The 25,194-nt window shown below is 35.8% G+C and carries 21 protein-coding genes; 10 read left to right on the forward strand and 11 right to left on the reverse strand.

Translation table 11 applies throughout. The annotated features are described in order from the left end of the window. Positions 1-9: 9 nt before the first annotated feature. The 4 genes from GFU89_RS19305 (at position 10) to GFU89_RS19320 (ending at position 4,752) form a co-directional block, all read left to right on the forward strand. A complete protein-coding gene (locus GFU89_RS19305; RefSeq protein WP_318848673.1) occupies positions 10-627 on the forward strand; it encodes a DUF1684 domain-containing protein in 618 nt (205 codons plus the stop codon). A 4-nt stretch (positions 628-631) separates the two neighbouring features. Then, positions 632-1,105, forward strand: coding sequence for a GNAT family N-acetyltransferase (locus GFU89_RS19310; protein ID WP_318848674.1), 474 nt, complete (start codon positions 632-634; stop codon positions 1,103-1,105). 73 nt (positions 1,106-1,178) lie between these two features. Continuing rightward, entirely contained in the window at positions 1,179-1,988 is an 810-nt protein-coding gene (locus GFU89_RS19315) for a glucose 1-dehydrogenase (protein ID WP_318848675.1), read from the forward strand. 94 nt (positions 1,989-2,082) lie between these two features. After that, complete coding sequence (locus GFU89_RS19320) at positions 2,083-4,752, forward strand: MGH1-like glycoside hydrolase domain-containing protein (protein WP_318848676.1); 2,670 nt, start codon at positions 2,083-2,085, stop codon at positions 4,750-4,752. 26 nt (positions 4,753-4,778) lie between these two features. Here the strand turns inward: GFU89_RS19320 and recO are convergent, their stop codons facing one another. From recO to GFU89_RS19340, 4 genes are read right to left on the reverse strand one after another with little or no spacing between them, the layout of a single operon-like run. Beyond that, complete coding sequence (gene recO, locus GFU89_RS19325) at positions 4,779-5,465, reverse strand: DNA repair protein RecO (protein ID WP_318848677.1); 687 nt, start codon at positions 5,463-5,465, stop codon at positions 4,779-4,781. A gap of 3 nt (positions 5,466-5,468) precedes the next feature. Next, the gene (locus GFU89_RS19330; RefSeq protein WP_318848678.1) at positions 5,469-7,724 is read right to left on the reverse strand and encodes a T9SS type A sorting domain-containing protein; all 2,256 of its coding nucleotides are present in this window, start codon (positions 7,722-7,724) and stop codon (positions 5,469-5,471) included. Position 7,725: 1 nt separating this feature from the next. After that, positions 7,726-8,676, reverse strand: coding sequence for a metallophosphatase (locus GFU89_RS19335; RefSeq protein WP_318848679.1), 951 nt, complete (start codon positions 8,674-8,676; stop codon positions 7,726-7,728). Further along, positions 8,676-9,434, reverse strand: coding sequence for a 5'-nucleotidase C-terminal domain-containing protein (locus GFU89_RS19340; protein WP_318848680.1), 759 nt, complete (start codon positions 9,432-9,434; stop codon positions 8,676-8,678). Before GFU89_RS19340 ends, GFU89_RS19335 begins: the two co-directional genes overlap by 1 nt. Positions 9,435-9,541: 107 nt before the next feature. On the opposite strand from GFU89_RS19340, the gene dapA reads away from it, so the two are divergent. From dapA to GFU89_RS19360, 4 genes are all read left to right on the forward strand, one after another. Beyond that, a complete protein-coding gene (gene dapA, locus GFU89_RS19345; protein WP_318848681.1) occupies positions 9,542-10,414 on the forward strand; it encodes a 4-hydroxy-tetrahydrodipicolinate synthase in 873 nt (290 codons plus the stop codon). A 114-nt stretch (positions 10,415-10,528) separates the two neighbouring features. Next, entirely contained in the window at positions 10,529-11,032 is a 504-nt protein-coding gene (locus GFU89_RS19350; RefSeq protein ID WP_318848682.1) for a GNAT family N-acetyltransferase, read from the forward strand. Positions 11,033-11,327: 295 nt separating this feature from the next. After that, positions 11,328-11,909 (forward strand): helix-turn-helix domain-containing protein, encoded by a 582-nt coding sequence (locus GFU89_RS19355; protein WP_047424159.1) that lies wholly within the window; start codon positions 11,328-11,330, stop codon positions 11,907-11,909. Beyond that, positions 11,902-12,348, forward strand: coding sequence for a response regulator (locus GFU89_RS19360; RefSeq protein ID WP_318848683.1), 447 nt, complete (start codon positions 11,902-11,904; stop codon positions 12,346-12,348). Before GFU89_RS19355 ends, GFU89_RS19360 begins: the two co-directional genes overlap by 8 nt. A 614-nt stretch (positions 12,349-12,962) precedes the next feature. On the opposite strand, the gene recG is transcribed toward GFU89_RS19360, so the two are convergent. The 7 genes from recG to GFU89_RS19395 form a co-directional block, all read right to left on the reverse strand. Beyond that, positions 12,963-15,050, reverse strand: coding sequence for an ATP-dependent DNA helicase RecG (recG, locus tag GFU89_RS19365; RefSeq protein ID WP_318848719.1), 2,088 nt, complete (start codon positions 15,048-15,050; stop codon positions 12,963-12,965). A gap of 108 nt (positions 15,051-15,158) precedes the next feature. After that, entirely contained in the window at positions 15,159-15,782 is a 624-nt protein-coding gene (locus GFU89_RS19370; protein WP_318848684.1) for a hypothetical protein, read from the reverse strand. Between the two features lie 341 nt (positions 15,783-16,123). Then, on the reverse strand, positions 16,124-16,657 hold the full coding sequence (locus GFU89_RS19375) for a thioredoxin family protein (RefSeq protein ID WP_318848685.1): 534 nt from the start codon (positions 16,655-16,657) through the stop codon (positions 16,124-16,126). Positions 16,658-16,699: 42 nt separating this feature from the next. Then, the gene (locus tag GFU89_RS19380) at positions 16,700-18,211 is read right to left on the reverse strand and encodes a peptide MFS transporter (protein ID WP_318848686.1); all 1,512 of its coding nucleotides are present in this window, start codon (positions 18,209-18,211) and stop codon (positions 16,700-16,702) included. 275 nt (positions 18,212-18,486) lie between these two features. Continuing rightward, the gene (locus GFU89_RS19385; protein ID WP_318848687.1) at positions 18,487-20,241 is read right to left on the reverse strand and encodes a peptide MFS transporter; all 1,755 of its coding nucleotides are present in this window, start codon (positions 20,239-20,241) and stop codon (positions 18,487-18,489) included. 132 nt (positions 20,242-20,373) lie between these two features. Further along, entirely contained in the window at positions 20,374-22,029 is a 1,656-nt protein-coding gene (locus GFU89_RS19390) for a peptide MFS transporter (protein WP_318848688.1), read from the reverse strand. A 181-nt stretch (positions 22,030-22,210) separates the two neighbouring features. After that, complete coding sequence (locus GFU89_RS19395) at positions 22,211-24,340, reverse strand: S9 family peptidase (RefSeq protein ID WP_318848689.1); 2,130 nt, start codon at positions 24,338-24,340, stop codon at positions 22,211-22,213. 181 nt (positions 24,341-24,521) lie between these two features. Between GFU89_RS19395 and GFU89_RS19400 the strand changes: the two genes are divergently transcribed. After that, a complete protein-coding gene (locus tag GFU89_RS19400) occupies positions 24,522-24,995 on the forward strand; it encodes a hypothetical protein (RefSeq protein WP_318848690.1) in 474 nt (157 codons plus the stop codon). 11 nt (positions 24,996-25,006) lie between these two features. After that, positions 25,007-25,192, forward strand: a complete 186-nt coding sequence (locus GFU89_RS19405) for a DUF6496 domain-containing protein (RefSeq protein WP_318848691.1) — start codon at positions 25,007-25,009, stop codon at positions 25,190-25,192. The last annotated feature ends 2 nt before the right edge of the window (positions 25,193-25,194 follow it).

A 25,194-nucleotide genomic window follows, 5' to 3' on the forward strand; every position in this document is an offset into this window, starting at 1 on the left:
TTTATACTCATGAAAAAATATATAGTACTCTTTTTACTCCTTCCACTGTGGGCTTTTTCTCAGAAAACAGTTTCAAAGGAAGAGAAAGAGGTACAGAAATTTCAGAAAGAACTTAATGCTGAATATTTTAATCCAAAAGAGACTCCATTAAGGGGAGATAACTTTAAAAACTTTAAAGGACACCCTTTCTTTCCTTTCGATACCAAATATAGAGTAACCGCGAAATTTGTTAAATCAAAAGATACACAACCCTTTGAACTTCCCACTTCTTCAGGGAAAACAAAAACGTATCAGGAGTATGGGAAAGCCACATTTATCCTGGATGGTAAACCCTATACGGTCACTTTATACCAAAGCCTGGCCTTGATTAAACAGGATAAATACAAAGACTATCTTTTCCTTCCGTTTCGTGATACTACCAATGAAAAAGAAACCTATGGAGGAGGGAAGTATATGGATCTGAAGATTCCTAAAGGAAATACTATTGTGCTTGATTTTAACCAATCATATCATCCTTTTTGTGCCTATAACGCCTACGATTACAATTGCCCTGTTGTTCCTGAGGAGAATAAACTTCCGGTGGAAATCCGTGCAGGAGTAATGTATGAAGATATTTACCATCACTAAAAGTATGATACATTTAGAATTTTTTAAACCAGAAGATCTTTCCGGAGTCAGTTATGCTTTGGATGAAAATCAGATGCGCTTTACTGCGACAGCTCAACAGGCTTTGCAAAGTATCAGTGAACGAGATGATGATGACGCATTTCCAGTGACAATATTTGAAAATGATCAGGTTGTTGGTTTTTTTGTACTTGATTTTGGGAAAGATAAATTTGAACTTACCGATGATGAAACTTCAGTGTTACTGCGTTCATTATCTGTAAATCCTCAGATGCAGGGGAGAGGAATAGGGAAAATTGCTATGTTGGAGGTTGGGAATTTTGTCAAGAACCATTTCGGAGATTGTAAAGAAATTGTACTGGCCGTCAACCAGAAAAATGATTCCGCTTACCATATTTATCTTCAGTCAGGATATATTTTTGACGGCAAAACCAGAATCGGAAGAAGTGGCCCACAATACCTGATGTACAAAAAACTTTAATAAAATTTTAAAATCATAATTTTTTATCTGCTGATATCTTTCCATAACTTTGAGTAACATCAAATTACAAAACATGGAAATATCACTTCGAAATCAGGTAGCTGTGGTTACAGGAGCATCCAGCGGAATAGGTTCAGGAATTGCAAAATCATTAGCTGCAGCAGGAGCAACAGTCATTGTCAATCATTCTTCGGAAAGATCTGCAGAAGAAGCCAAAGCTGTTTTGAAAGAAATTATGGATGCCGGAGGAAAAGGAATAACTTACGCATGTGATGTTTCCAAAGAAGATCAGGTAATCAAAATGTTTCAGGATGTTGTTTCCGAATTTCAAACTGTAGATATTCTGGTGAATAATGCAGGTATTCAAAAGGATGCGAAATTTACAGAAATGACCATGGACCAATGGAATGCAGTCATTGGTGTCAACCTGACGGGACAGTTTCTATGTGCCAGAGAAGCCATTAAAGAATTTCTATGGCGTGGAATAGATCCTTCACGTTCTGTTGCCTGTGGTAAGATTATTCATATCAGTTCTGTACATGAAATTATCCCATGGGCCGGACATGCCAATTATGCATCAAGCAAAGGAGCCATCAGAATGTTGATGCAAACCCTTGCACAGGAATATGGTGCAGCCAAAATCAGGGTCAATTCTATTTGTCCTGGAGCGATTCAGACTCCTATTAATCAAAATGCATGGAATACTCCTGAAGCACTCAATTCTCTTCTTACCCTTATTCCTTATAACAGAATCGGACAGCCGGAGGATATCGGGAATTTAGCCGCTTTTCTGGCGAGTGATCTTGCTGATTATATCACAGGAACCAGCATCTTCGTAGATGGTGGAATGACTACGTTTGAGAGTTTTTCTACGGGAGGTTAAGAGGTTCAAGGTAGTTTTTGAGGCTGTTCTCATAGCTTTCACCGAGAGCAAGTATTACTCATTGCTTATTATTCATTACTTATAATTATCGCTTATGTCAGAAAAACAGAGAATTTCAGATATTTCATGGAAAAAATGGGGACCCTATGTAAGTAACCGAGAATGGGGGCTTGTTCGTGAAGACTACAGTGAAAACGGAGATGCCTGGAATTATACCAGTCATGATACTGCAGAAGCCAAGACTTACCGTTGGGGCGAGGAAGGGATATGTGGAATTTGTGATGACCTTCAGAAGCTAGTATTCTCTGTCGGATTCTGGAATAAAAAGGATAAAATGGTGAAAGAACGGTTCTTTGGACTGACCAACGGACAGGGAAATCATGGTGAAGATGTAAAGGAATATTTTTACTATCTGGATTCTACACCTACGCATTCCTACATGAAAATGCTGTATAAGTATCCTCAAAATACTTTTCCCTATGAAGATCTTGTAAAAACAAATGCTTCAAGAGGTAAAGATGAAACGGAATATGAATTGATCGATACCGGAATTTTTGATAACAATGAATATTTTGACCTCTTTATCGAATATGCAAAAGAAAGCCAAAATGATATTCTGGTCAGACTCACTATTGTCAACAAATCTGCTAAAGAAGCCTCTCTTGTAATTTTGCCGACGGTTTGGTTCAGGAATACGTGGAATTGGGGATATGACGACTATAAACCACAACTGTATGCTGAAGATGCAGACCGCATTAAAGTGAATCAGCAGGATATTGAGATCAAAAATGTGTATGCAAAACAATCTTTAAAGACGCTGTTCTGTAACAATGAAACTAATAATGAAAGGCTCTATCAGTCTCCAAATGAATCAAAGTACAGCAAAGACGGAATCAATAATTTTGTGATGACCGGAAATTCTCAGTTAGTGAATCCAAAGAATTTTGGAACCAAAGCCTCTTTTTTCATTGACGAAGATTTCAAAGCTGGGGAGTCCAAAATATTTGAATTCAGACTATCAGATAAAGACCTGAGAGAGCCATTCGGTGATTTTGACACCCTTTTTAATCAAAGACAGAAAGAAGCAGACGAGTTTTATGCTGAAATCCAGAAAGGAATTACTTCTGAAGATGAAAAACTGGTGCAAAGACAGGCTTTTGCAGGAATGTTGTGGAATAAAATGTTTTACCATTACAATGTTGAAAAATGGCTGAAAGGTGATCCAGCTGAAATGCCTCCTCCAAAGTCGCGGGAAAAAATAAGAAACTACGACTGGAAGCACCTTAATAATGAACATATTATTTCCATGCCGGACAAATGGGAATATCCTTGGTATGCCACCTGGGATCTGGCGTTTCACACCATCAGTTTTTCCCTGATAGATCCGGACTTTGCAAAACATCAGCTGAAGCTTTTCCTGTTTGAATGGTATATGCATCCTAACGGGCAGCTTCCCGCCTATGAATGGAATTTTAGTGATGTGAATCCTCCGGTACATGCCTGGGCGGTTTTCAGGGTATTTAAAATTGATGAATATTTAAAAGGCAAGCCTGACCTGGAATTTTTAGAAAGTGCTTTCCAGAAACTATTGATGAACTTTACGTGGTGGGTCAATAAAAAAGATACCAACGGCAACAATATTTTTGAAGGAGGTTTCTTAGGACTTGATAATATTGGTGTTTTCGACCGGAATTCTGTTTTACCAAACGGAGAACAGCTGGAACAGTCAGATGGAACGAGCTGGATGGCGATGTTTGCCCTGAATATGATGCGGATTGCCCTTGAACTGGCACTTTATAATAATGTGTACGAAGAAATGGCGATGAAGTTTTTTGAACATTTCCTGGCAATTGCCAATTCATTGGATAATATGGGAGATGAAGAGTTCAGTTTGTGGGATGAACAGGATGAGTTTTTCTATGATGCCATAGCTTCTAATGATGGAACGCATATGTATTTAAGATTAAGAACTATTGTAGGGCTGATCCCGATGTTTGCCGTTGAGGTTATAGATGATGAAATGATTGAAAATCTGCCCAATTTTAAGAAAAGGATGAAATGGGTATTGGAGAATAAGCCAGAACTGGCTTCTCTGGTTTCAAGATGGGAAGTTAAGGGTCAGGATTCCAAGCACCTTTTGTCTTTGCTTCGCGGACACCGTTTGAAAAGATTGTTAAACAGAATGTTGAATCCGGAGGAGTTTTTAAGTGATTACGGGGTAAGAGCATTATCAAAAGAATATGAAAATAATCCTTATACATTAACTCTGAATGAAACGGATTATAGTGTAAAATATACTCCGGCAGAAAGTGACAGCGGGCTGTTCGGAGGGAATAGCAACTGGCGCGGGCCGGTGTGGTTTCCCATCAATTTTTTGATTATCGATAGTCTTCAGCGTTTTTTCTTCTATTACAGCCCCGACTTCTTGGTGGAATATCCTACTGGAAGTGGAAACCATTTAAACCTTGATCAGATAGCAGATGCTTTAAATAAAAGGCTTGCAAAGATTTTTTTAAAGAATGAAAATGGAAAAAGACCTGTTCACGGGCAGTATGAAAGATTTCAGACCGATCCGGATTTTAAAGATTATATTCTGTTCTATGAATATTTTCATGGGGACAACGGACGTGGAGTAGGAGCTTCCCATCAGACAGGCTGGACTGGGTTGATTGCCAAGATTCTGCAGCCAAGATTCTCCAAAAAAGAAATAGCAGAATCTGAAACTGAAATGCCTGAAGATGTCGAAAAAACCAAAGAGACTTAAAAAAAATCTAACAGTTATGAATATATCTATTCAAATATCTGCTGGATAATTTCCAATGAAGCAGGCGTTTTAAAGTCTGTGATATGGTAATGATAGTAGACCAGAAGACTGTCCAGGAAATCTTTTCTTAATGAAGAACGGATTTTTATAGCATACAGATTTTCGGCATAGAGTGCTTCTTTCCATAATGCAGAGATTTCTTCATTGAATTGCTGATGGCAGATTCCTAAGGAAAAAGTTCCGGTTTCTGGATCTAAAAACTTACCATCACTCAATAACGGAGCAACCCCCTGAATTTTTAAAACAGCCAGTAAAAAGAGCAGATGTGCCTGATAATTTCTGTTTGTCAGTTCATTGATAAAATGATCAATACTGGTATAGATAGGAATATTTTTATCCTCATATTTGAGGATATGACTCAGGAAATCTGAAACAAAGAAAATAACGGTGTTGACTCTTATATCTGTATAGATGTCATTGTTTTTTACCAGTTCAAACTTTGAAACAGTAGGTATACCATTGCCACGGAGCGGATTTATGGAGAAATTTAACTGGTTCAGTGGCTGCAGCAGGGCTTTCTTCTTGTTCTTTTTAGAATAAATTCCTTTTAGAAAATAGCTTTGAAAACCCTCTTCTTCTGTAAAACAATGCAGTACAGCATCATTTTCTCCGTATTTTATAAACGAAAGTAAAAAACCGTTTTGTGAATTCATTAATTAATTGACTACTCCTATTTTGGCTGTAGCTTTATCAGATCCGTCTTCATTGGTCATCAGTACAAAATAAATTCCTGATGCTACTCTTACCCCTTTCTGATTATTAAGATCCCATTCATAATAACCTCCTCTTGCTACTGCAGAATGGACAACGTTTCCTGCTGCATCTACAATTCTTATGTTTGTTTTTTCTGCAAGACCTTTAATGGTAACTTTTCCTTTAAAATTAGAATAAACTACAGGGTTAGGATATACCATAACATCCCCGAAATTGGAAGTTACATCAGCAACATCTCCCTGGTAGGTTACAATACCATTATAGGTTACAAAATATACTTTTCCGGTTTTCTTATCAACTTTTATATCTGTAACACTGTTTGTAGGAAGAGGTGAATTTTCTTTAGTAAAATGTTTTATTGTTCTCTGGCCGTCAGCAGACAGGTAGTAGACACCACCACCATCAATGGAAACCCACTTGTAATTTCCTTCATCTACTGCGATCTGAAGAATAGCTGATTCTCTGAAAAGCTCTTCACCCAGTCCGTTTTGCTCTATTACTATAGGTTCTACTTCAGGCTGTGGTTTTTTTATTTCAGATGCAGCATTAGGCATTATTCTTAAACCTCCGTCTGTACCAATCCATGCATCCCCGGACTTATCAAACGCTACAGATAAGATTCCCCCTGAGCTATTAAATCCATTGGAAGTACCCAGAATATAATCTGTGTCATCGGAAAGATTGGTTGCATTTTTATAGTCATATACCCAAAAGTTATTAGATCTCGGCAGTGGAGTCCACAACATATTTTCGTGAAAAACAGTCTTTTGTATACCATCACTGGCAAGAACGATTTTTTTGATGATAAAATCATCAGCTGCTTTATCATAAATTCCCATAGAAGGATTTCCGTCATTGAATCCAAAAGAAACAAAAAGATTGTTCTGAGTATCTGTAGCAAAACCTACAGGACGTCTGTAATAAGGCTGTGCGCCAAGGTTATAATATTTTACCAGCTCAAAATCTTTGCTTGTGGCGTTATATTTCATTCTGTAAACTCCATTATCCAACATTGTATAATTGGTGAATAACACTTCATTATTGTTGTAAGGGCTTATTATAGCATCCAGAACATTAACAAAGGTTGGCGGATTTTTCACAAAGAATGAAGGGTAGATCCATTCTGTACCATTGAAATAGTAAAAACCTGGGCCTTGCGGAAGAATAACCGGATGGTTGTAGTTATTTGCTCTGGCACCAGAGGAAACTAAAAGCTGATTATTCTCGAAAAGATTGATATTATAAGCAAAATTGAAGTAAGGACCCGATGGTTTAAAGGTATTATTGTTTTCATCCTTTATCCCTGATAATACAGTTCCTCCAAAGACTTTTCCACCAGCGGTTATTGCGGTGTTACATTCTTCTCCAAGACTTACTGCATTTTGTGAGACTCCGTTTATTCCGTAGGTATACACTCTGCTGTCAGTAACAATAATATTACTCGATGTGATAACGAGATCACGGATATTTTCGAAAGTTGTAGGAAGCTGCGTTGGAGTACCGTTATTGTAAAAATAGGCGGCTGTAGCTGATGAATATACCAGCTCAGATTCTGAATCTATATGTTTGAATGCTCCGGGAGCTTCTGTTGTCCACGTGGAGTACACTGGGAAGGTAGTATTCAATTGATGGCTCTTCAGTCCTGTATTGGTTACAGAATATACTTTATTCCCGAATATAGTAGCTTCATTACTCGCTTCATAAACTCCGCCAGTAAGGAAAAATGTAGAATCTCCAAACTCTTTATTGTTCAGATTAAATATAGAAAGTCCATAGCCTACAGAAATGACAGCCTGATTTCCTGTTATGGAAATATGATTGATTTTTTTATTCCCATTATAGCCGGTAGCAATAGGAATATCAACAATATATTTAATTTCCTGTGGAGTGATAACATCCATAGAACCGTTTTCATACCCTATGAGTCCTATCTTAGTCTGTGGGTTATAATCAAAGGCTGTTATTCCAATATTATGCAGACCATTGGCTTTGGACAACTTCGTAATTTCTCCTGTTGATATTGTATAATAGAATATTCCGTTTTCTGTAGCTGCAATGATTTTCCCATTGTCTTCTTTCATAGCTAAGACTTTGTTGTAGGAAAATAGATCTGCCCATTTTTTTGATGAAATGACCTGTGCTTTTGTAAACTGCAGAGATGCTAAGATACCAAGAGAAATTATAGAGAGTTTTTTCATATTATGCGGTTATGCTGCTGTCTATTGCCTGATTGTTCCAGGAAATATGCTGTACGTTTTTGTTTGTATCAAAATAAAAATCTATTCTACCCAAAAGAAGACCTGCCCATCCTACCTGATTGACAAGTACATTTTTGCCCTGTCTGTTGGTATAAGATTGAGGTTCCGGTAAGAATGTATGAGTATGGCCTCCTAAGATAATATCAATATTCTCTGTACTGGCCGCTAAAATTTTATCACTTATTTTATTCGGTTCATCTTTGTAATCATAACCGATGTGTGAAAGACAAATCACCAGATCACATTTCTGATCTTTTTTCAGGTAATTTGAATAATGCTGTGCTACCTCAATAGGATCGGAATAAACGGTTTCTCCATACTGTTTTTTACCTACAAGGCCGTCCAGCTGAATTCCCACCCCGAAAATTCCTACTTTGATCCCATTCTTGTTAAAGATCTTATACTGGGAAGTTTTCCCGTCAAGAATCGTATTTTTAAAATCATAATTGGAACAGATAAAAGGAAACTTCGCATTTGGAAGTACTTTTAAAAATCCATCAAGACCATTATCAAAATCATGATTTCCCATGGTAGAGGCATCATATTTCATCATGGACATTAATTTAAACTCCAGTTCTCCTCCAAAGAAATTGAAATAAGGAGTTCCCTGGAAAATATCTCCTGAATCAAGAAGCAGTACATTACTTTCCTGATTTCTGATCTGCTGAATTAAGCTTGCCCTTCTTGCAAAGCCTCCCTGGTTAGGATTTTTTGTATAGCTTGCATCGAAAGGTTCTATTCTGCTATGCTGGTCATTGGTATGGAGAATAGTCAGTTTATTTGCAGATTTTAAGTCAAGAATTTTCAACTCTTCCGCCATCATCATATTGGGAGCTAAAGCCATTGCCAAAGATCCGCCTCCTATTGCTTTTAAAAAACTTTTTCTATCCATTACTTCTTCCCGATAAAATTTAAACGAACATCTGAATTTACTACAACTTCAGGAGTTTTCTTAAAATAATCAATAAACAGATCTCTCATTTTAATTCCTGTTGAGATAGATTCTCCTTTGGCAAAGAACTTCATATTGTCTCCTCCCAGTGCAAGATAGTCTGAAGTGGCGATATAATAGTCTTTAGCGGGATCTACTGTTTTTCCGTTGATCAGGGATTTGATTACCTGTCCGTTATTAGTCTCAATATATAAGTGAGAAACAGGGTTGTTGACCTGCGTTTTTGCATAATACTCAAAAAGACCCTGTAAATCTGCTCCTTTCATTTTCACAATAACTACCTCATTTTCAAAAGGCATTACTTCAAATACATTTTTGAGTAAAATATCCCCCTTTCCGATAGTGGTACGGATTCCTCCGATATTGATCAATGCAGCATCTACATTTTGCTTAAGATGAGTTTTTATCCATTCATTACCTCCTTCAAACGTATAGTCAGCTAAAAGATTGCCCAGATTGCTGTTGTCGCCCTGCTTGGTAAGATCCACATTGGTGTGAGAGATCTTCTGGTTCATTTCTTTATCCAGTTTTTGCTTATAAGGCTCAATAAATTTTACAAACTCCTCCTCATTTTTTAGCTCATTATTAATAGAAATATTTTTCTGGGTCTTTACATCCGCAAGTTGCAGCGTAGAAGCTGTTTTGCATGCTGTAAGGGTTACCAGGGCAATTCCTATTAACAAGAATTTATTTTTCATAATATCTTTTAGTATATGCAAATATAACTATATGTATAATAAAACATTATTATTTATTACAAATTCTTACTGTAAATTATTAAATTTGACAAAAATAATTCTAACAGATGAGCATTTTAAAAGGAGTAGGTGTTGCATTGGTAACGCCCTTTAATGAAGATTTATCCGTTGACTTCGACAGTTTAACAAAACTTGTTGAATACAATATCGAAAACGGAACCAATTATTTGGTAGTATTGGGTACTACGGCAGAAGCCGCAACGCTTTCTGCAGAGGAAAAGAAACAGGTAATTGAGCATATCATTAAGGTGAATAATAAACGTCTTCCTTTGGTTTTGGGAATTGGCGGCAACGATACTCTTGACGTCAAGAAACAGATTGAAGAAGCAGATCTTTCTGCATTTGAAGCAGTACTTTCAGTATCTCCTTACTACAATAAGCCTAACCAGGAAGGTCTTTATCAGCATTATAAAATGTTAGCTTCCACAGGGAAGAATATTATCATTTATAATGTTCCTTCAAGAACCGGACAGAACGTAGAAGCAGATACTACACTTCGTCTTGCAAAAGAATTTCCTAATTTATTCCTGATTAAGGAAGCATCACCAAATATTTTACAGTATTTTGATATTCTGAGAAAGAAACCTGAAGGCTTTTCATTGGTTTCCGGAGATGATGAATATACATTACCGGTGACATTGGCAGGAGGAGATGGTGTGATTTCCGTGATCGGGCAGGCATATCCTAAAGAATTTTCTACCATGGTGCAGCTAGGTTTTGAAGGAAAAGTGAAAGAAGCTTATGCCATTCACAATAAGATGGTAAATATTACCCGTTTGATTTTTGCAGAAGGAAACCCTTGCGGTATTAAAGTAATACTGGCTGAAAAAGGAATCATTAAAAATTTCTTAAGACTTCCTTTAGTGGCTGCTTCAGAAGGTCTTCACGCAAAAATTAAAGCTGAAATGGCAAACATTTAATAATTGAATTGAATTTTAAGATTGTTTTAAAATTCTCCAGTTCATTATTGAAAAACATAAAGGGTGAAAAGTTTAGGCTTTTCACTTTTTTTAATCATAATAATACAATAAATCATGAAATTAAGACAGGCAGCAGCTGTGGATATCCCTTTAATTCAGGATCTGGCACGAAGATCATGGGAAAACGCCTATGCAGACATTCTTTCGAAAGAACAGATGGAATTTATGCTTTCCGAAATGTATTCTGAAACAGAAATTCTGAATCATCTTCAAAGTTCTCATTACCACTATTATCTCATTCAGGATGAAAATAGTGATTCTTACGAAGGTTTTATCGGGTACGAACATAATTATGAAGAGAAAACAACAAAGCTGCACCGTATTTATCTGGTTCCGGAAAGTAAGGGAAAAGGATTTGGTAAAAAAGCACTTCAGTTTCTGAATGAGAAAGTTTCTGAGAACGGAAATGAAAGAATTATTCTGAATGTGAATAAAAATAATTCTGCACGAAACTTCTACGAATCCCAAGGATACAAAGTGTATGGAGAAGGAGTTTTTGATATCGGGAACGGATTTATAATGGATGATTATCTAATGGAATTTCTAATTCACTTATGATTGACTTAAAATTTTGTAACTTTATCCTGTAATTCTATAACAAGTGACTTCTTTTTTTGAATGATCTTTGCTTCAGAACCAAATCACTTATAACAATACATTCATATGCTTGGTTTTGAGCTGACACAGCTTTTTATCAGTATATTTTTTTCATCCTTAGTGTTTAAATTCCTGTATTCTTAAATACAGGAGTTTTTGCGTCTATATGGCAAAAATAAAAAAAATACACCTATTTCACTTTTAAATGAAATAAATTATTATATTTACTAAACCAAACAGGCTTATATATACTAGGATGAAAATGTATGTTAAATTTGATTTCAATGCCCTTTGCAAAAAGGTATTGGACGAAAAACTTAAAGAACACGGACTGAAGTACAGGTTACTGAACTTCGGTGAAGTGGAATTTTATGAGCCTCTCACAAAGGAACAGCACAGTCTTTTTAAGCAAAATCTTGAAGACTATGGTATTGAAATCATAGAAAGCCAGAAGACCGCGCTGGTACAGAAAATAAAAGATGCTATCGTAGAATTGGTCTTTTCTGATGAGATCATCCCGGTAAAAGCATCCATATATATTTCTGAGAAGCTGAACCACAGCTATGGATATCTTTCCAACCTATTTTCAGAAGTTGCCTATACATCTATTGAGAATTTTATTATTCTGCAAAAGATAGAGCATGCAAAAGCCCTGATCATAAGAAACAAACAAAGTCTTACCGAAATAGCCCATAAGCTGAACTACTCCAGTGTGGCACATTTGAGTACGCAGTTTAAAAATACAACAGGAATCACTCCCTCCCAGTTTCAAAAGATTATTGGAAAACGAAGAAGAGCCCAAAGCACGGTAATAAACCCTAAAATGCAGTATGAATAAAGAATTTCTGAACGTAATAGTAGCAGATAACGATGAAAACACCTTGATTTTTTTTAAAAATATTTTGAAAGAGCTGAAAATCTCTATAAAAGTTCAATGCTTTTGCAACGGAAAAGATATGATGGCTTATCTGAATAATGATGATGCCGTAGTTCCGGAAATTGTTTTCATACAATACACCATCCCTGGAAAAGACAGCTTGGAATGTCTGGAAGAAATCGAAAGAAATTCAAAATTCAATAACATGGTAACTGCTATTTTTTCTGAACCGATTTCGGAAAATGAAATTGAAGATATTTTTGTGAAAGGAGCCAATGTTTTCATGAAAAAACCTGAATCTTTTGAGAGTCTGAAAAAGGTACTTACAGAAGTTATTACAATCAATTGGCAATATCATACTTCAGGATTGAATAAAGATAATTTTATTCTAAAAGTGTGATGAATAAAGGTTTTATGAATTTAATATTAAGAAGATATTAATCGTATTTGATGCATACTATTCACAAATAAGTGAAAATTTTATAACTAATACTTAAAATCATATAAAAAGGATTTGAATTAATATACTGACATTTGTAAAAGTAATCTGAGACACAAATTTCATTATATAGTAGAAGATACAGATGAATGAGAAGTAATTGTTTCTAAAAACAAAAATTATATAAATCACGATGTTAGTTTACAAAATGAATTATACTAATTTTCCAATTTTAAAGCACAGAAGATCTTTAAACAAAACGGTACAATCATGAAAACTCAAAAGTAGTTGGAGGTATTTTTATTCGTTTCATTCCCTCATCTCCACCGAAACTCAGTTAGTTTTTATAATAAGCAAGTTGGAAAAAAATAATTCATTTTGTTTTTCATAATTTATTTTAATAGTTAAGGCTTTGACTTATCAAATAATATATTGTTATATAGATATTTTCACACCACATCACAAAATATTAAGCCTTAGCTATTAAAATAAGTTTTTTGGACAGACCAAAAAGTAATTTCTTCTAAATAACAGTTTTATAAGGGGGCCGCAGGAAGTATTTTCTGCGGTTTTTTTTATGAAATTTTACTCCACTTGTTTTTTCCTTTGTAGTATCTGATATAATAGTTTTTGATGATCAGATTATCAGGTCTGGACAGCATAGGATCAGCTTCCAGAATTTTTTCTACCGTGTTTTTTGTCGTTTTAATGATCGCCGAATCATTAATAAGGTCTAATCTCTTAAAATCTACCACACCACTTTGTTGAGTACCCAGAATATCTCCGGGGCCGCGAAGCTGCATATCCACTTCAGAAATTTTGAAACCGTCATTGGTTTCAGTCATGGTCTTGATACGCGTTCTGCTTTCCTTTGATAATTTATCCGAAGTCATCAGGATACAATAACTCTGTTCTGCACCTCTTCCCACTCGTCCTCTCAACTGATGAAGCTGTGAAAGCCCGAATCTTTCTGAACTTTCAATGACCATAACGGAAGCATTAGGCACATTTACTCCTACTTCTATTACCGTAGTTGCCACCATGATTTCAGCTTTTCCCGAAGCAAAATAAGCCATTGCAGCGTCTTTTTCATCCGGTTTCATCTTTCCATGCAGCATAGTTACGTTGTATTCTGAGAAATACTCCATGACATGTTCCAACCCTTCCACCAGATTTTTGTAATCTAAGGTTTCAGATTCTTCGATGAGTGGATATACAAAATAGATCTGCCGGCCTTTCTTAATTTCATCTTTACAGAAATTATAAACATAAAGTCTGTCTTTTTCTCGTCTGTGAGCGGTAATGATAGGCTTTCTTCCTACAGGCATTTCATCAATCACAGAAACATCCAGATCAGAATAAAAACTCATTGCCAGAGTCCTTGGAATGGGAGTAGCGGTCATCACCAGAATATGAGGCGGAATTTTATTCTTAGCCCAAAGTTTAGCCCGCTGAGCAACGCCAAATCTATGCTGCTCATCAATAATGGCTAATCCGAGATTTTTAAATTTAACTTTATCTTCTAAAACAGCGTGGGTTCCTACCAAAATTGAAAGTGTACCATTTTCCAGTTCTTCATGGATAATTCTTCTTTCTGCTGCTTTGCTGGAACCAGTCAGAATACGGATATTGATTCCGGTTTTATCCAACAGTTCTTTAATCCCGTTATAGTGCTGCTGAGCCAGAATTTCAGTGGGTGCCATCAAACAACTCTGAAAACCATTGTCCATAGCAATAAGCATGGTAAGAAGAGCCACCATTGTTTTTCCAGATCCTACATCTCCCTGTAAAAGCCTGTTCATCTGTATCGGCCTTTTCATATCGATACGGATTTCCTTTAATACTCTTTTCTGTGCATTGGTAAGCTCAAAAGGAAGATGGTTTTCATAAAAATCATTGAAGTGATCCCCAATAATAGGGAAAGGATTACCATGAGACTGTGTTTTATGATGAAGCTTTTTTAGCCCATATCCTAATTGAAAGAAAAATGATTCTTCAAATTTTAATCTGTAATCAGCCTTATCAAAATGCTCTTTGTCTTTTGGGAAGTGAATATTCAGAAAAGTGTGCTGTCTTGACATAAACTTAAAGGTTTTCATCATGTATTCTGGAAAATTCTCTTCAATAAGATTCGGAATCTCTTTGCAGATATTTCTCAGTGCATTTTGAAAAAACCTTTGACCTAATCCTCTTTTAGTTAGTTTTTCTGAACTAGGGTAAATAGGTTTAAGCCTTGTATCTCCTTCTTTATTTTCTTCAGCTTCTATTTCCGGATGCGGCATAGAAAACTGACGGTTGAATACATTGATCTTTCCAAAAATATAAACCTCTTTGTTAATAGGAAGCTGTTCTTTCAGCCATTTTGAATACTGGAACCATACCAGATCCATACTGCCAGTTGCATCATTGAATTTTGCAGATAATCTTTTAGTCTTTCCGGTCTGGATTTCCTGTACATGAGTGATTCTTCCTCTTAATTGTATTTCCTGACTGCTTTCTTCCTGAAGTTGAGAAACTGTATAAATTTTACTTTTATCCAGATATCGGAGAGGGTAGAAGTTCAGCATATCTTCTACGGTAGATAAACCCAACACACTTTTAATGAGTTTGGCTCTTTCAGGACCAATTCCTTTGACGTATTCTATGGATGTGTTAAGTTCCAGATGATAATTTTACAACCGCGAATATCGTTAAAACTTAGTATAAATAAAAACCTCTCAAAAAAAATTAAGAGGTTTTTTATTGAAATGAAGGCTTTTTTCACTGGCTTGTTATTCCTGAAAAGCAGCGATTTTTATTTTTATAGCCAGGCATAATTCCTTTTCTGAAATATATTTGTTAATCTTGAAATTACATCCTACAGTAGATGTATTTCCATTTGCAGGCAATCCGCCGGGATTAAAACCACCACAGTTACAGCCTGTAAATTGATTCTGGCTGCCAAATTTTACAATAGAACAGTTATTGGGACAGCCTATAATATTGATACAGGTAACAACATGGCCGGGGCCGGGAACAAAGAAGTAGTCGGGAGAATTTCCAGTATTTCCTAATGGGAGAAATAGAGTTGCTTTTTCCTCAAACCTGTTGCTGGATACAATTCCCAGATAATAGGTCCCGATATTGGACTTTACAATTTTAATATCTTCTACTGTAATGTCCCGATTAAAGCCCGATACTGCAGCCTGTACGGCTTTTTGAAGCGCTTCTTTTGCTATTGAAAATGTCATATTCCCATCCATATATTGGGCAATAGGAGTATCTGATTTCTTAATTTTTGACGGCTTCATAGCCCTCGAAATGCTAACTGAAGAAACGTTTTCTACTTTTTGTGCGGTTGAAAATTGATACATAAAAATCAATAGGATCAATTTCAGAATGTTTAGGTTTTTCATGATGTCTTTGTTTTTAGGTTAAATATATTTTAGAGTATTCCTTAACTCTCTGACAAAGGTTATCATTTACCAAAATAGTACGTAGAGGATTTTTATTGAATTTACAGGGTGGAAACACTGTATTTAATCTGAATTCGGTTAACAAAGTTAAATTGATAAGATTGGAAGCAAAAACAGAAATGCACTGTTACAACCATGAAAATAACAATTTCAACAGAGCTTGTGGCAGGGTATTGATAATAATTTTATCCCAGGTTTCTTTTATTTAGATCGTAAGTATAAAAAAAGGCTTTCAGATTGTTCTGAAAGCCGTATTATTAAAAACTTTTGAAGTTTAAAGTCTAATCTTTGATTTTAGATTTAAATTTTTTCTGGTAATCTTCCCATTGTTCTCTGGTTTTAATCTTTTTGAATAAATCTTTTGAGATCAGTTCCAGATAGGGTTCCAGCTCTTTAGCAGATAATTCTCCCTGAAGAATGGTGATAGGATCGCCATGCTCATCAAGAAATACGGTACTTGGAACAGCGCCTACATTCATATACTGTGTAAACTCATGCAGTGAATTTTTTCCTTTTCTCTGCTCAGTATTGGGATTAGAAAATGTTCTTCCAAAGATATCAATACTCTTTTTTTCTTCTGCATTAAACTTTACAGGATAATAATTTTCGTTCAGATTCTGAGCAATAACAGGATGCCCGTAAGTTTTTTTGTCCATGATTTTGCATGGGCCACACCAGTCTGCATAAAAATCAATAAGTATTTTTTTAGGATTTTCCTTTTGGGCTTTTAAAGCTTCCTCAATGGTCATCCACTTTACCTGAGCAAAACTGAAATTTAATAAAAGTAAGAGAACTATGCTTAAAATTTTCTTCATATTGTGATATTTAGGTAAAAATAAGCATAATAACTTATTTTTTTATTTTACTTCCTGCATTAATTTTTTCACGTACGGAGATATCAAAATTAATACCACTCCGGCAATTACCGCGTATAATCCCAATTGTTTATATCCATCAGTATAAGTGATCAAAGCATCATAGTTGGTAGACCCTTCTTTTGAAGTAGCAAGGCTGGCTCCGATAATCCCTGCAACATACTGTCCATAAGCGGAAGCCAGGAACCACATTCCCATCATCATTCCTTGAAGATTTTTAGTAGACAGCTTCGTCATGATGGATAATCCGATAGGAGAGAGACATAGTTCTCCGAGGGTAATGATTAATAGTGCCAATGTGAAGAAATTCAATGAAGTGATTCCCTGTAGATCTGCAAATAATCGGGTAGCAAATAAGACATAATATCCTAATCCTAAGAAAATGAATCCTAATCCGAATTTGATAATGGTATTAGGTTCAAATTTTCTTTTGTTCAGCCAGATCCAAAGAAGTCCAATAAGGGGAGCAAGGAAAATAATAAAGAAAGCACCTCCTGAGTTATTCACTCCATTCGGGTCTAATCCGAAAAGGTCTTTGTTTAGATTCTTAGCTGCAAAAATACTTAAAGAACCTCCACTTTGCTCATAGATTCCCCAGAATACAATTGAAAATATAATGAAAACCAATGCAGCCCAAAGTTTTTTACGTTCTGAAGCTGTTACTTTAGACATTTCATAGAATAAATAGATCAATGTCAATGGTCCGATGGTCCACATGAAATAATCTGTATACTCTGTCTTAGCAACCATTGTCATAATAATTGGTACGAAAACCAATGACAGAACATATACTCCGTATTCTTTCCATTTTGGAATAGGAGCAGTTTTTGTTTCAGCTAAAGGATGTCCAGGCTGTAGACCTATGGTACCTAATGTTTTTTGAGTAAATACGAAGTTAATTAAGCTTATCACCATTACTATTGCAGCCAGTCCGAAAGCAATATGCCATCTCATTTCTTCTGCAATGATGTTACTTAGGAATTCTCCTTTACCAATAGCAATACACAAATAACCTCCTAATAATGCTCCAAGATTAATTCCTGCATAGAAAAGCGAAAAGCCTGCATCAGCCCTTGAATCATTAGGTTTATAAAGCTGTCCCACCATGGATGAAATATTAGGTTTAAAGAAACCTGTGCCCACTACGGTGAATGCTATTCCCAGAAAAAAGAATTTATGCGGGTCTGTAGCAAGAATTAAACTTCCTACAATCATCAGAAGACCACCCCAAAACAGGGATTTTCTGAATCCTAAAATTTTATCTGCAAAAAGGCCGCCTATAAAGGTAAAGGCATATACGAAAGCCTGTGTGGCACCATACTGAAGATTGGCTTCTTTTTCATGGAAATTAAGCTGGGAGATCATAAAGAAAACCAGCATTCCGCGCATTCCGTAGAAACAGAAACGTTCCCACATTTCAGAGAAAAACAGACTCCAGATTTGCCTAGGGTATTTTCCTTTGAAATTTTGTATTTCATCTAAAGTTAAGCTCATAATGATATATGATTAAGTTTTAATTAAGGGTTTTTATTTTCCTGATCCAGTTCAAAACGGATTCTGTCCTGGTCGATAATTTGTTTTAATTCTTCTTCTTTTGGGAGGTACAGCAGGTATTTGCTGGCAAATACATTGTTTTTTAATCATTTGAGCGGAAAAATATGACATAAGCTGAGCTCAAATTTTGATGCAGTCATCAAATATTTCCATCGTACGAAAATAAAAAAAACCTCTGACTTAGCAGAGGTTTTATTCATATTTTGTTAATGCAGTTAGTTTACACCGTGCATCATTTTCTTTAAGATAGGTGAAATTAAACCTAAAATCACAGAAGCGATACCACAAAGTACTACGAATACCATAAAGAATTCGAATAGGTTATGGATCTCAAATCCTACAAATGTAGGGTTGTGTAATGGTAACTGAGCCTTATCAAAAGCAGCTACCTGATCTGCAGTTAAGGTTACTTTTTTATCTAATACATCCTGGAGATTAACTCCTATTTCTTCCGCTTTTTTGAATTTATCACCTGTTGCAGGGATAAGTGCTCCTAATGAACCAGCTAATGCATAACCGGCAGCGTTAGAAATGAAGAATACACCATATAGTAATGAAGCAAATCTTTTTGGAGCCAGTTTACCTACTAGTGATAAACCGATTGGAGAAAGACAAAGCTCACCACAAGTTTGGATGAAGTACAATAGCATTAGCCATTTGATTGCTAATAAACCTGAACTTCCTAAATCTTTTACATTGTGTGCAATGATGAAATAAGAAAGAGCGATTAATGCTAATCCCATTGCTTGTTTGAATGGAGATACCGGCTCTTTTCCTTTTGCTCTTAGTTTATCCCAACATAAGCTGAAAGGAACGGCCAAAAGAACTACGAAAATTCCGTTGAAGATCTGAACCATTGAAGGTGGCATATTCCATCCGAAAATATTTCTATCCGTCTGGTTATCTGCGATAAATGTTAACGAAGATCCTGCCTGTTCGAAAGCTGCCCAGAAAAAGATAATGAAGAAAGAAACGATATAAATTACCCAGATTCTTTGTCTCTCAATCTTGTTTTCAGCAGAAGACATAATCAGGAAGGCAAGAGAAATACCAGCTGCATAGATGAAAGGATAAATAATCCCCTTGATCAGCTGACCCATTTCTACCGCTTTAAATCCAAATTCTCCTACCAGAAGATATCTAAAAGCAAAGAATAAAATAATAAATATTCCCCCAGTGATTCCTAAAGCCTGACCAGAGAATTTAGCTGTTTGCGTTTCTCCTTCTTCAAAGTCAGCACTTGTATTGTTTTTTGGTAATCCTCCGATAGGTCTTCCTTCCGGAGTTACTACATACTTGTTTTTAAGGATAAAGAATGTTATTGTTCCAATTATCATTGCGATAGAAGCGGCTAAGAATCCCCATTTGAAAGCAAAAATATCTCTTACGCCAGTCGCAGCATCTTTTACATCTCCTACGTATGGACAGATAAACTGACCTAAGAATGCTCCGATGTTGATCCCCATATAGAAGATGGTGAAAGCAGAATCCAGTTTAGATTTTTCCTGTTTTGGATAAAGGCTTCCTACCATTGAGGAAATATTCGGTTTGAAGAATCCATTACCAAAAATGATAACGAACAATGCCAGCCACATAATCATTTTAGCACTTCCAATGTCTGCTGAGAAAGTTGAAGCACTAATGAATAATAAGAACTGACCAATAGCCATTAATGATCCTCCAATGATGATCGCGAATCTATTTCCGATATACTTATCAGCAATAAATCCTCCCAAAAGAGGTGTTAAATAACATAACGCTAGAAATCCACCATAGATGATTGCAGCATCAGCTTCTTTTATTAATAAGGAATTTACCATGAAGAGCGTCAAAAGTGCTCTCATCCCATAAAAGTTGAAACGCTCCCACATTTCTGTTCCGAAAAGAACCCATAATCCTTTAGGATGCCTGGAATTCTTATTCTCTACAAATTCATCCGGTTTCGGACTCAATGCTTCAATATTATCCATTTCTATTGTTAATTTTTGTTAAGACTGACAAATATAGTTTATTTTGGGTTTTTGGCAAGGTTTTAATTTTATTTTTAAATAAAAAAGCTGCGGAACTATTCCGCAGCTTGCTAATCGTTATAATATCAAGGATTAATGCCCTTTTTCTTTCATGATTTTGTTCAGTCTTTTTAACATAGAAAGACCTAAAAGTGTAGCAAATATTAACAAACCGAAGTTGACAAGGAAGTAATTCGTCTTGTTTTCGTAATTATACCACGTACTTGCCAGGATTCCTGAAAGCTTATTTCCCACAGAGTTGGCCAGGAAGAAACCTCCCATCATCAATGCGGTGATCCTTGCAGGAGAAAGTTTTGAAACGAATGAAAGCCCCATTGGAGACAAACATAATTCCCCGATGGTAATTACTCCATAGCTGGCAACAAGCCATAGGGGAGACACCTTTACAGCACCATTATCTCCGGCCATTACTGCTAAAACCATCACCAGGCAGGAAAGGCCTGATATAAATAATCCTAAAACAATCTTGGTAGGCGTTAAAGGTTCTTTTCCTTTTCTTCTCAATAAGGCCCAGAATCCAACAATCACAGGAGTCAGCGCTATAACCCAGAACGGATTGATAGACTGGAATAATTCCGTATTGTACAGAAATACTTTACTCTCAGGATTCTTCTCAAGAACGGCTCGTTGTTCAGTGGAGATGTTTTTAAAATAAACATCTTTCCCCATTTCTTTCTTAGTCTCTCCTTTGTCATCCTTTTGGGATCTGAACTGATTGTCATACACCGGAGTTTCTTTGTTCTCATAGCTTTTACCTTCCACCATATAGATGTCTTCCAATGGTTTTTCAAGAGAAGCAGGAACACTTCTGTCTGTATAATAGTTCGCCCACCTCGTTAAAGCTGTACCATTCTGTTTGAATACCGCCCAGAAGAACATACTGATCAGAAATACTGAAAGTAATGCTCCGATGGAAGCTTTTTCATCAGGTTTCGCTTTGAAGTAAAGAGAAGCGTAAAAGTAAATTACAGGTACACAAGCAAAAATAAAGGCATCTGTACTATCACTTCCAAAAATATTGTTAGGGATAAACCAACCTATTCCTCCGGCAATAATGGCAGGAACAAATACTTTAAGCATGATTTCGGAAAGTTTTGTATCTCCTTCCTGTACAGGTTTCATCTGCGCAGCATGGATATAGTGCTTTCTTCCTATGGTAAAAATAACCATCCCAATCAACATACCGACTCCGGCAGTGATGAATGCTTCACCCCAACCAAATTTATTACGCATAAATGCAGCAATGATGTTACAGATAAATGCTCCGATATTGATTCCCATATAGAAAATATTATATCCTGAGTCTTTATTAGCTTTATAAGGCTCTTCAGAATAAAGGTTTCCTAATAATGTGGAGATCGTAGGTTTAAAGAAACCATTTCCAATAATAATTAATGCAAGTGAGGAATAAAACAAAGGTAAATCCTTAAAAACACCCATTCCTATATATCCGGCAGCCATTAAAAAACCTCCCAGATAGATAGATTTAATATATCCTAAAACTCTGTCTGCAAGAAATCCACCAATGAAGGGAGTCAGATAAGTTAAAGCAATATAAGTTCCAAAAATATCATCAGCAGCTTTATCCGGAAGTCCAAGTCCGCCTTTCATACCCGTAGGCTCAATAACATATAGAACAAAGATTCCAAGAATCAGGTAATACCCGAAACGCTCCCACATTTCTGTAAAAAAGAGGAAGGGCAGCCCTTTAGGATGTTTAGTCTTCATATATTCAATTTTCAAATTTCCCAAAAATAAGTTTTTAATTTTAATTGATAAAATAAATAATACTCTAGCGAAATGATTAATAAAATAAATATAAAAACCTCTCCATTCATGAAGAGGTTTTTAGTGTGAAATTTTATTTTTCTTATAGTAAGCTGTTAATTTACTTTCTTAACTATATAATTTATAAATTATTCAAAATGAAATCAGTCATTTTCTGATACAACTGAGGTCTTGTCTGTCCACCATAAATTCCGTGGTTTTTATCCGGGTAAGCCATGAAATCAAACTGTTTTTTGTTTTGAATCAAAGCTTCAGAAAACTCCATAGAGTTCTGGAAGTGAACGTTGTCATCGGCAGTTCCGTGGATTAATAAGAATTTACCTTTCAACAGGTTTGCATATTCTGTAGGAGAGTTTTTATCATATCCATCAGGATTTTCCTGAGGTGTTCTCATAAATCTTTCTGTGTATACAGAGTCGTAATATCTCCAGTTGGTTACCGGTGCTACAGCAATTCCCATTTTGAAAACATCTGCTCCTTTAGTCATTGCCAGACTGGTCATGTAGCCACCGAAGCTCCATCCGAACATTCCGATTCTGCTTTTATCAATATAAGATTGGTTTCCAAACCACTTCGCTGCAGTAATCTGATCTTCAATCTCATATTTCCCTAAATTCATATAGGTTACTTTCTTGTATTTTGCCCCTTTATACCCCGTTCCACGTCCGTCTACACAAGCCACAATATATCCTTTTTGTACAAGATGATTAAACCACATTGCATTTCCGTTATCCCATGAATTGGCGACCTGCTGAGATCCAGGTCCGGAATATTGGAACATAAATAAAGGATATTTTTTATTCGGATCAAAGTTTTTAGGTTTCATGATCCACGCATTCATCTGATCGCCTACCGCATTTGGAATAGTGATGAATTCTTTTTTAACAAAATTATCTGTTTTTAATTTCTGTAACTGATCATTGTTGTTCTGAAGTTCTTTTACCGCTTTTCCATTCCCGTCTTTTAAAACATAAGTATAAGGTTTTGCGGCTGTAGAAGAGGTTTCAATGAAGTAATTATAGTTTTTGCTGAAATTCGCAGCGTTGTTTCCTTCTGCATTGGAGATCAGCTGAGATTTTCCGTTTTCAATATTTACTTTGGAAACTACCTTATTAATACTTCCTTTCTCGGTAGTCTGAACGTAAATTTCTTTTGATTTTGGATTGAATCCATAATAATCAGTTACTTCCCAGTTCCCTTTTGTGATCTGCTTTTTAAGCTTACCATCTTTATCATACCAGTAAAGGTGGCGGTTTCCATCTCTTTCAGAAGCCCAAAGGAAAGAATCATCTTCAAGGAATTCCAGAGTAGGACTGTCTGTATCGATCCATTTATCATCAGTTTCAGTAAATAGCTTCTGAACGGTTCCTGTTTTAGTATTTACCTTTAAAATATCTGAGGCATTCTGAATTCTCTCAGAAGTAATTAAAACAATTTCATCTGGTTTTGCAGTCTGGAATACATTCGGGATATAATAATTTTTGAAAGAACCTAAGTTAAGCTGCATCGTTTTTCCATTGTCAAGACGATATAGCTGTGCAGAAACTATAGAGTTTTTTTCTCCAGCTTTTGGATATTTATAACGCATCTCAGCTGGGTACAAGCTTTTTCCGTAGATGGGAATATAGATTTCCGGAACCTGTCCTTCGTCAGATTTTACAAATACGATTGCATCAGAATTTTTGGTCCATTCATACTGTCTCGCATGTCCGAATTCCTCTTCATAAACCCAATCAGCCAAACCATTCAGTATTGAGTTCTTTTTACCGTCAGTAGTAATCTGTGTGATTTTTCCTGAAGCAATGTCCTGGTAGAATAAATTGTTATCAGAAATGAATGCCACTTTTGTTGCATCCGGAGAAAATGTAGGCTCCTGAACCGTTTTACCCTCATTCAGACTGATTACTTTTCCGGATTTTAAATCTTTTACATCGAATTTCCCCAGGAAAGAATGTCTGTAAATAGGCTGGCTGCCTGTCTGTAAAAGGATTTTAGATTCATCGTCAGAAAAAATATAGCTTTCAAATTTTCCATCCACAAGATTTCCTTCCTTCTGTGAAGTTTTGTAAGAATATTTTGCAATTCCTGATGGTTCAATCACAAGATAATTTTCACCATTTTTCATGGAAGTGATTCCTGCGATCCCTTTTCCACGGTAATATCCTGAATATATTTTATCTAAAGTAATTTCCTGTGCCGATACATTTTGGAATACAGCAGCAACGGTAAGAGTTAATAGGAGTTTTTTCATTTTCAATTTTAATGATTCCAAATTTAATAATTCTTACTTATATAACCATATAAAATGCAAAATCAGGATTCGATATCCTTTTTTGTATTATAATAATATTCAATAATGAAATTTTTGAAAAAAGACAATTTGGCAAAAAAATTGAATATATAATAACTATAAATCAAATCAAATGATAATTATGGAAACGAATGCATACAACCAGAAACTGAACCGTTATGTATTAAACGACCAGATTGTTTATACAGGTTTTTCCAGTTTTAACGACGCAGAAGAATGCGCACATAAAAAAGGAGGAACATTGGTAGAAGTAGTATTTAGAGATGGGAATGATAATCCCGAAATTACTGATGAAGCAGGTTTGATAGAGAAAAAACTTCATTACCATGTGGATGCAGGCGATGAATACAAATTTATTCACTCCTCAGATCCTGGATTCAGAAAATATGCGGATGAATTGCAAAAAATTAAAGCGAGACAACAGCAATCTCCACCCGATGAAAGATATTTCGCCAACTTTGAAATTGAAAATGCGGAAGATCCGATTATTGTGCTCAAAAATGATCATTTTGAATCGGTAACGTCAAGAGAGCGTTCAAAGTATTTGAAGCATGCCTGCGTTTATGAAATAGGGGTTTCCCTGCCAAAATCTTAAAAAATCAAATCATGAGCAAGACTAAATATTCAGAAAAAGCTCAGGACAAAGTAGGAAAAGTGATGCACGAATTTAAGGAAGGAAAATTGAAATCTTCTTCCGGTAAGAAAGTGACAAGCAGAAAGCAAGCCGTAGCCATCGGTATTTCCGAAGCAAAAGAAAAAGGACTGAAAGTGCCTGCAAAGAAAAAAAAGTAAAT

Origin of the sequence: Chryseobacterium sp. JV558 (genome assembly GCF_033712365.1) — a bacterium.
Classification (GTDB): Bacteria; Bacteroidota; Bacteroidia; order Flavobacteriales; family Weeksellaceae; genus Chryseobacterium.

Coding starts and splice junctions, on each gene's coding strand:
- GFU89_RS19305 (WP_318848673.1), top strand. CDS start 10: ATGAAAAAATATATAGTACTCTTTTTACTCCTTCCACTGTGGGCTTTT.
- GFU89_RS19310 (WP_318848674.1), top strand. CDS start 632: ATGATACATTTAGAATTTTTTAAACCAGAAGATCTTTCCGGAGTCAGT.
- GFU89_RS19315 (WP_318848675.1), top strand. CDS start 1,179: ATGGAAATATCACTTCGAAATCAGGTAGCTGTGGTTACAGGAGCATCC.
- GFU89_RS19320 (WP_318848676.1), top strand. CDS start 2,083: ATGTCAGAAAAACAGAGAATTTCAGATATTTCATGGAAAAAATGGGGA.
- recO (WP_318848677.1), bottom strand. CDS start 5,465: ATGAATTCACAAAACGGTTTTTTACTTTCGTTTATAAAATACGGAGAA.
- GFU89_RS19330 (WP_318848678.1), bottom strand. CDS start 7,724: ATGAAAAAACTCTCTATAATTTCTCTTGGTATCTTAGCATCTCTGCAG.
- GFU89_RS19335 (WP_318848679.1), bottom strand. CDS start 8,676: ATGGATAGAAAAAGTTTTTTAAAAGCAATAGGAGGCGGATCTTTGGCA.
- GFU89_RS19340 (WP_318848680.1), bottom strand. CDS start 9,434: ATGAAAAATAAATTCTTGTTAATAGGAATTGCCCTGGTAACCCTTACA.
- dapA (WP_318848681.1), top strand. CDS start 9,542: ATGAGCATTTTAAAAGGAGTAGGTGTTGCATTGGTAACGCCCTTTAAT.
- GFU89_RS19350 (WP_318848682.1), top strand. CDS start 10,529: ATGAAATTAAGACAGGCAGCAGCTGTGGATATCCCTTTAATTCAGGAT.
- GFU89_RS19355 (WP_047424159.1), top strand. CDS start 11,328: ATGAAAATGTATGTTAAATTTGATTTCAATGCCCTTTGCAAAAAGGTA.
- GFU89_RS19360 (WP_318848683.1), top strand. CDS start 11,902: ATGAATAAAGAATTTCTGAACGTAATAGTAGCAGATAACGATGAAAAC.
- GFU89_RS19370 (WP_318848684.1), bottom strand. CDS start 15,782: ATGAAAAACCTAAACATTCTGAAATTGATCCTATTGATTTTTATGTAT.
- GFU89_RS19375 (WP_318848685.1), bottom strand. CDS start 16,657: ATGAAGAAAATTTTAAGCATAGTTCTCTTACTTTTATTAAATTTCAGT.
- GFU89_RS19380 (WP_318848686.1), bottom strand. CDS start 18,211: ATGAGCTTAACTTTAGATGAAATACAAAATTTCAAAGGAAAATACCCT.
- GFU89_RS19385 (WP_318848687.1), bottom strand. CDS start 20,241: ATGGATAATATTGAAGCATTGAGTCCGAAACCGGATGAATTTGTAGAG.
- GFU89_RS19390 (WP_318848688.1), bottom strand. CDS start 22,029: ATGAAGACTAAACATCCTAAAGGGCTGCCCTTCCTCTTTTTTACAGAA.
- GFU89_RS19395 (WP_318848689.1), bottom strand. CDS start 24,340: ATGAAAAAACTCCTATTAACTCTTACCGTTGCTGCTGTATTCCAAAAT.
- GFU89_RS19400 (WP_318848690.1), top strand. CDS start 24,522: ATGGAAACGAATGCATACAACCAGAAACTGAACCGTTATGTATTAAAC.
- GFU89_RS19405 (WP_318848691.1), top strand. CDS start 25,007: ATGAGCAAGACTAAATATTCAGAAAAAGCTCAGGACAAAGTAGGAAAA.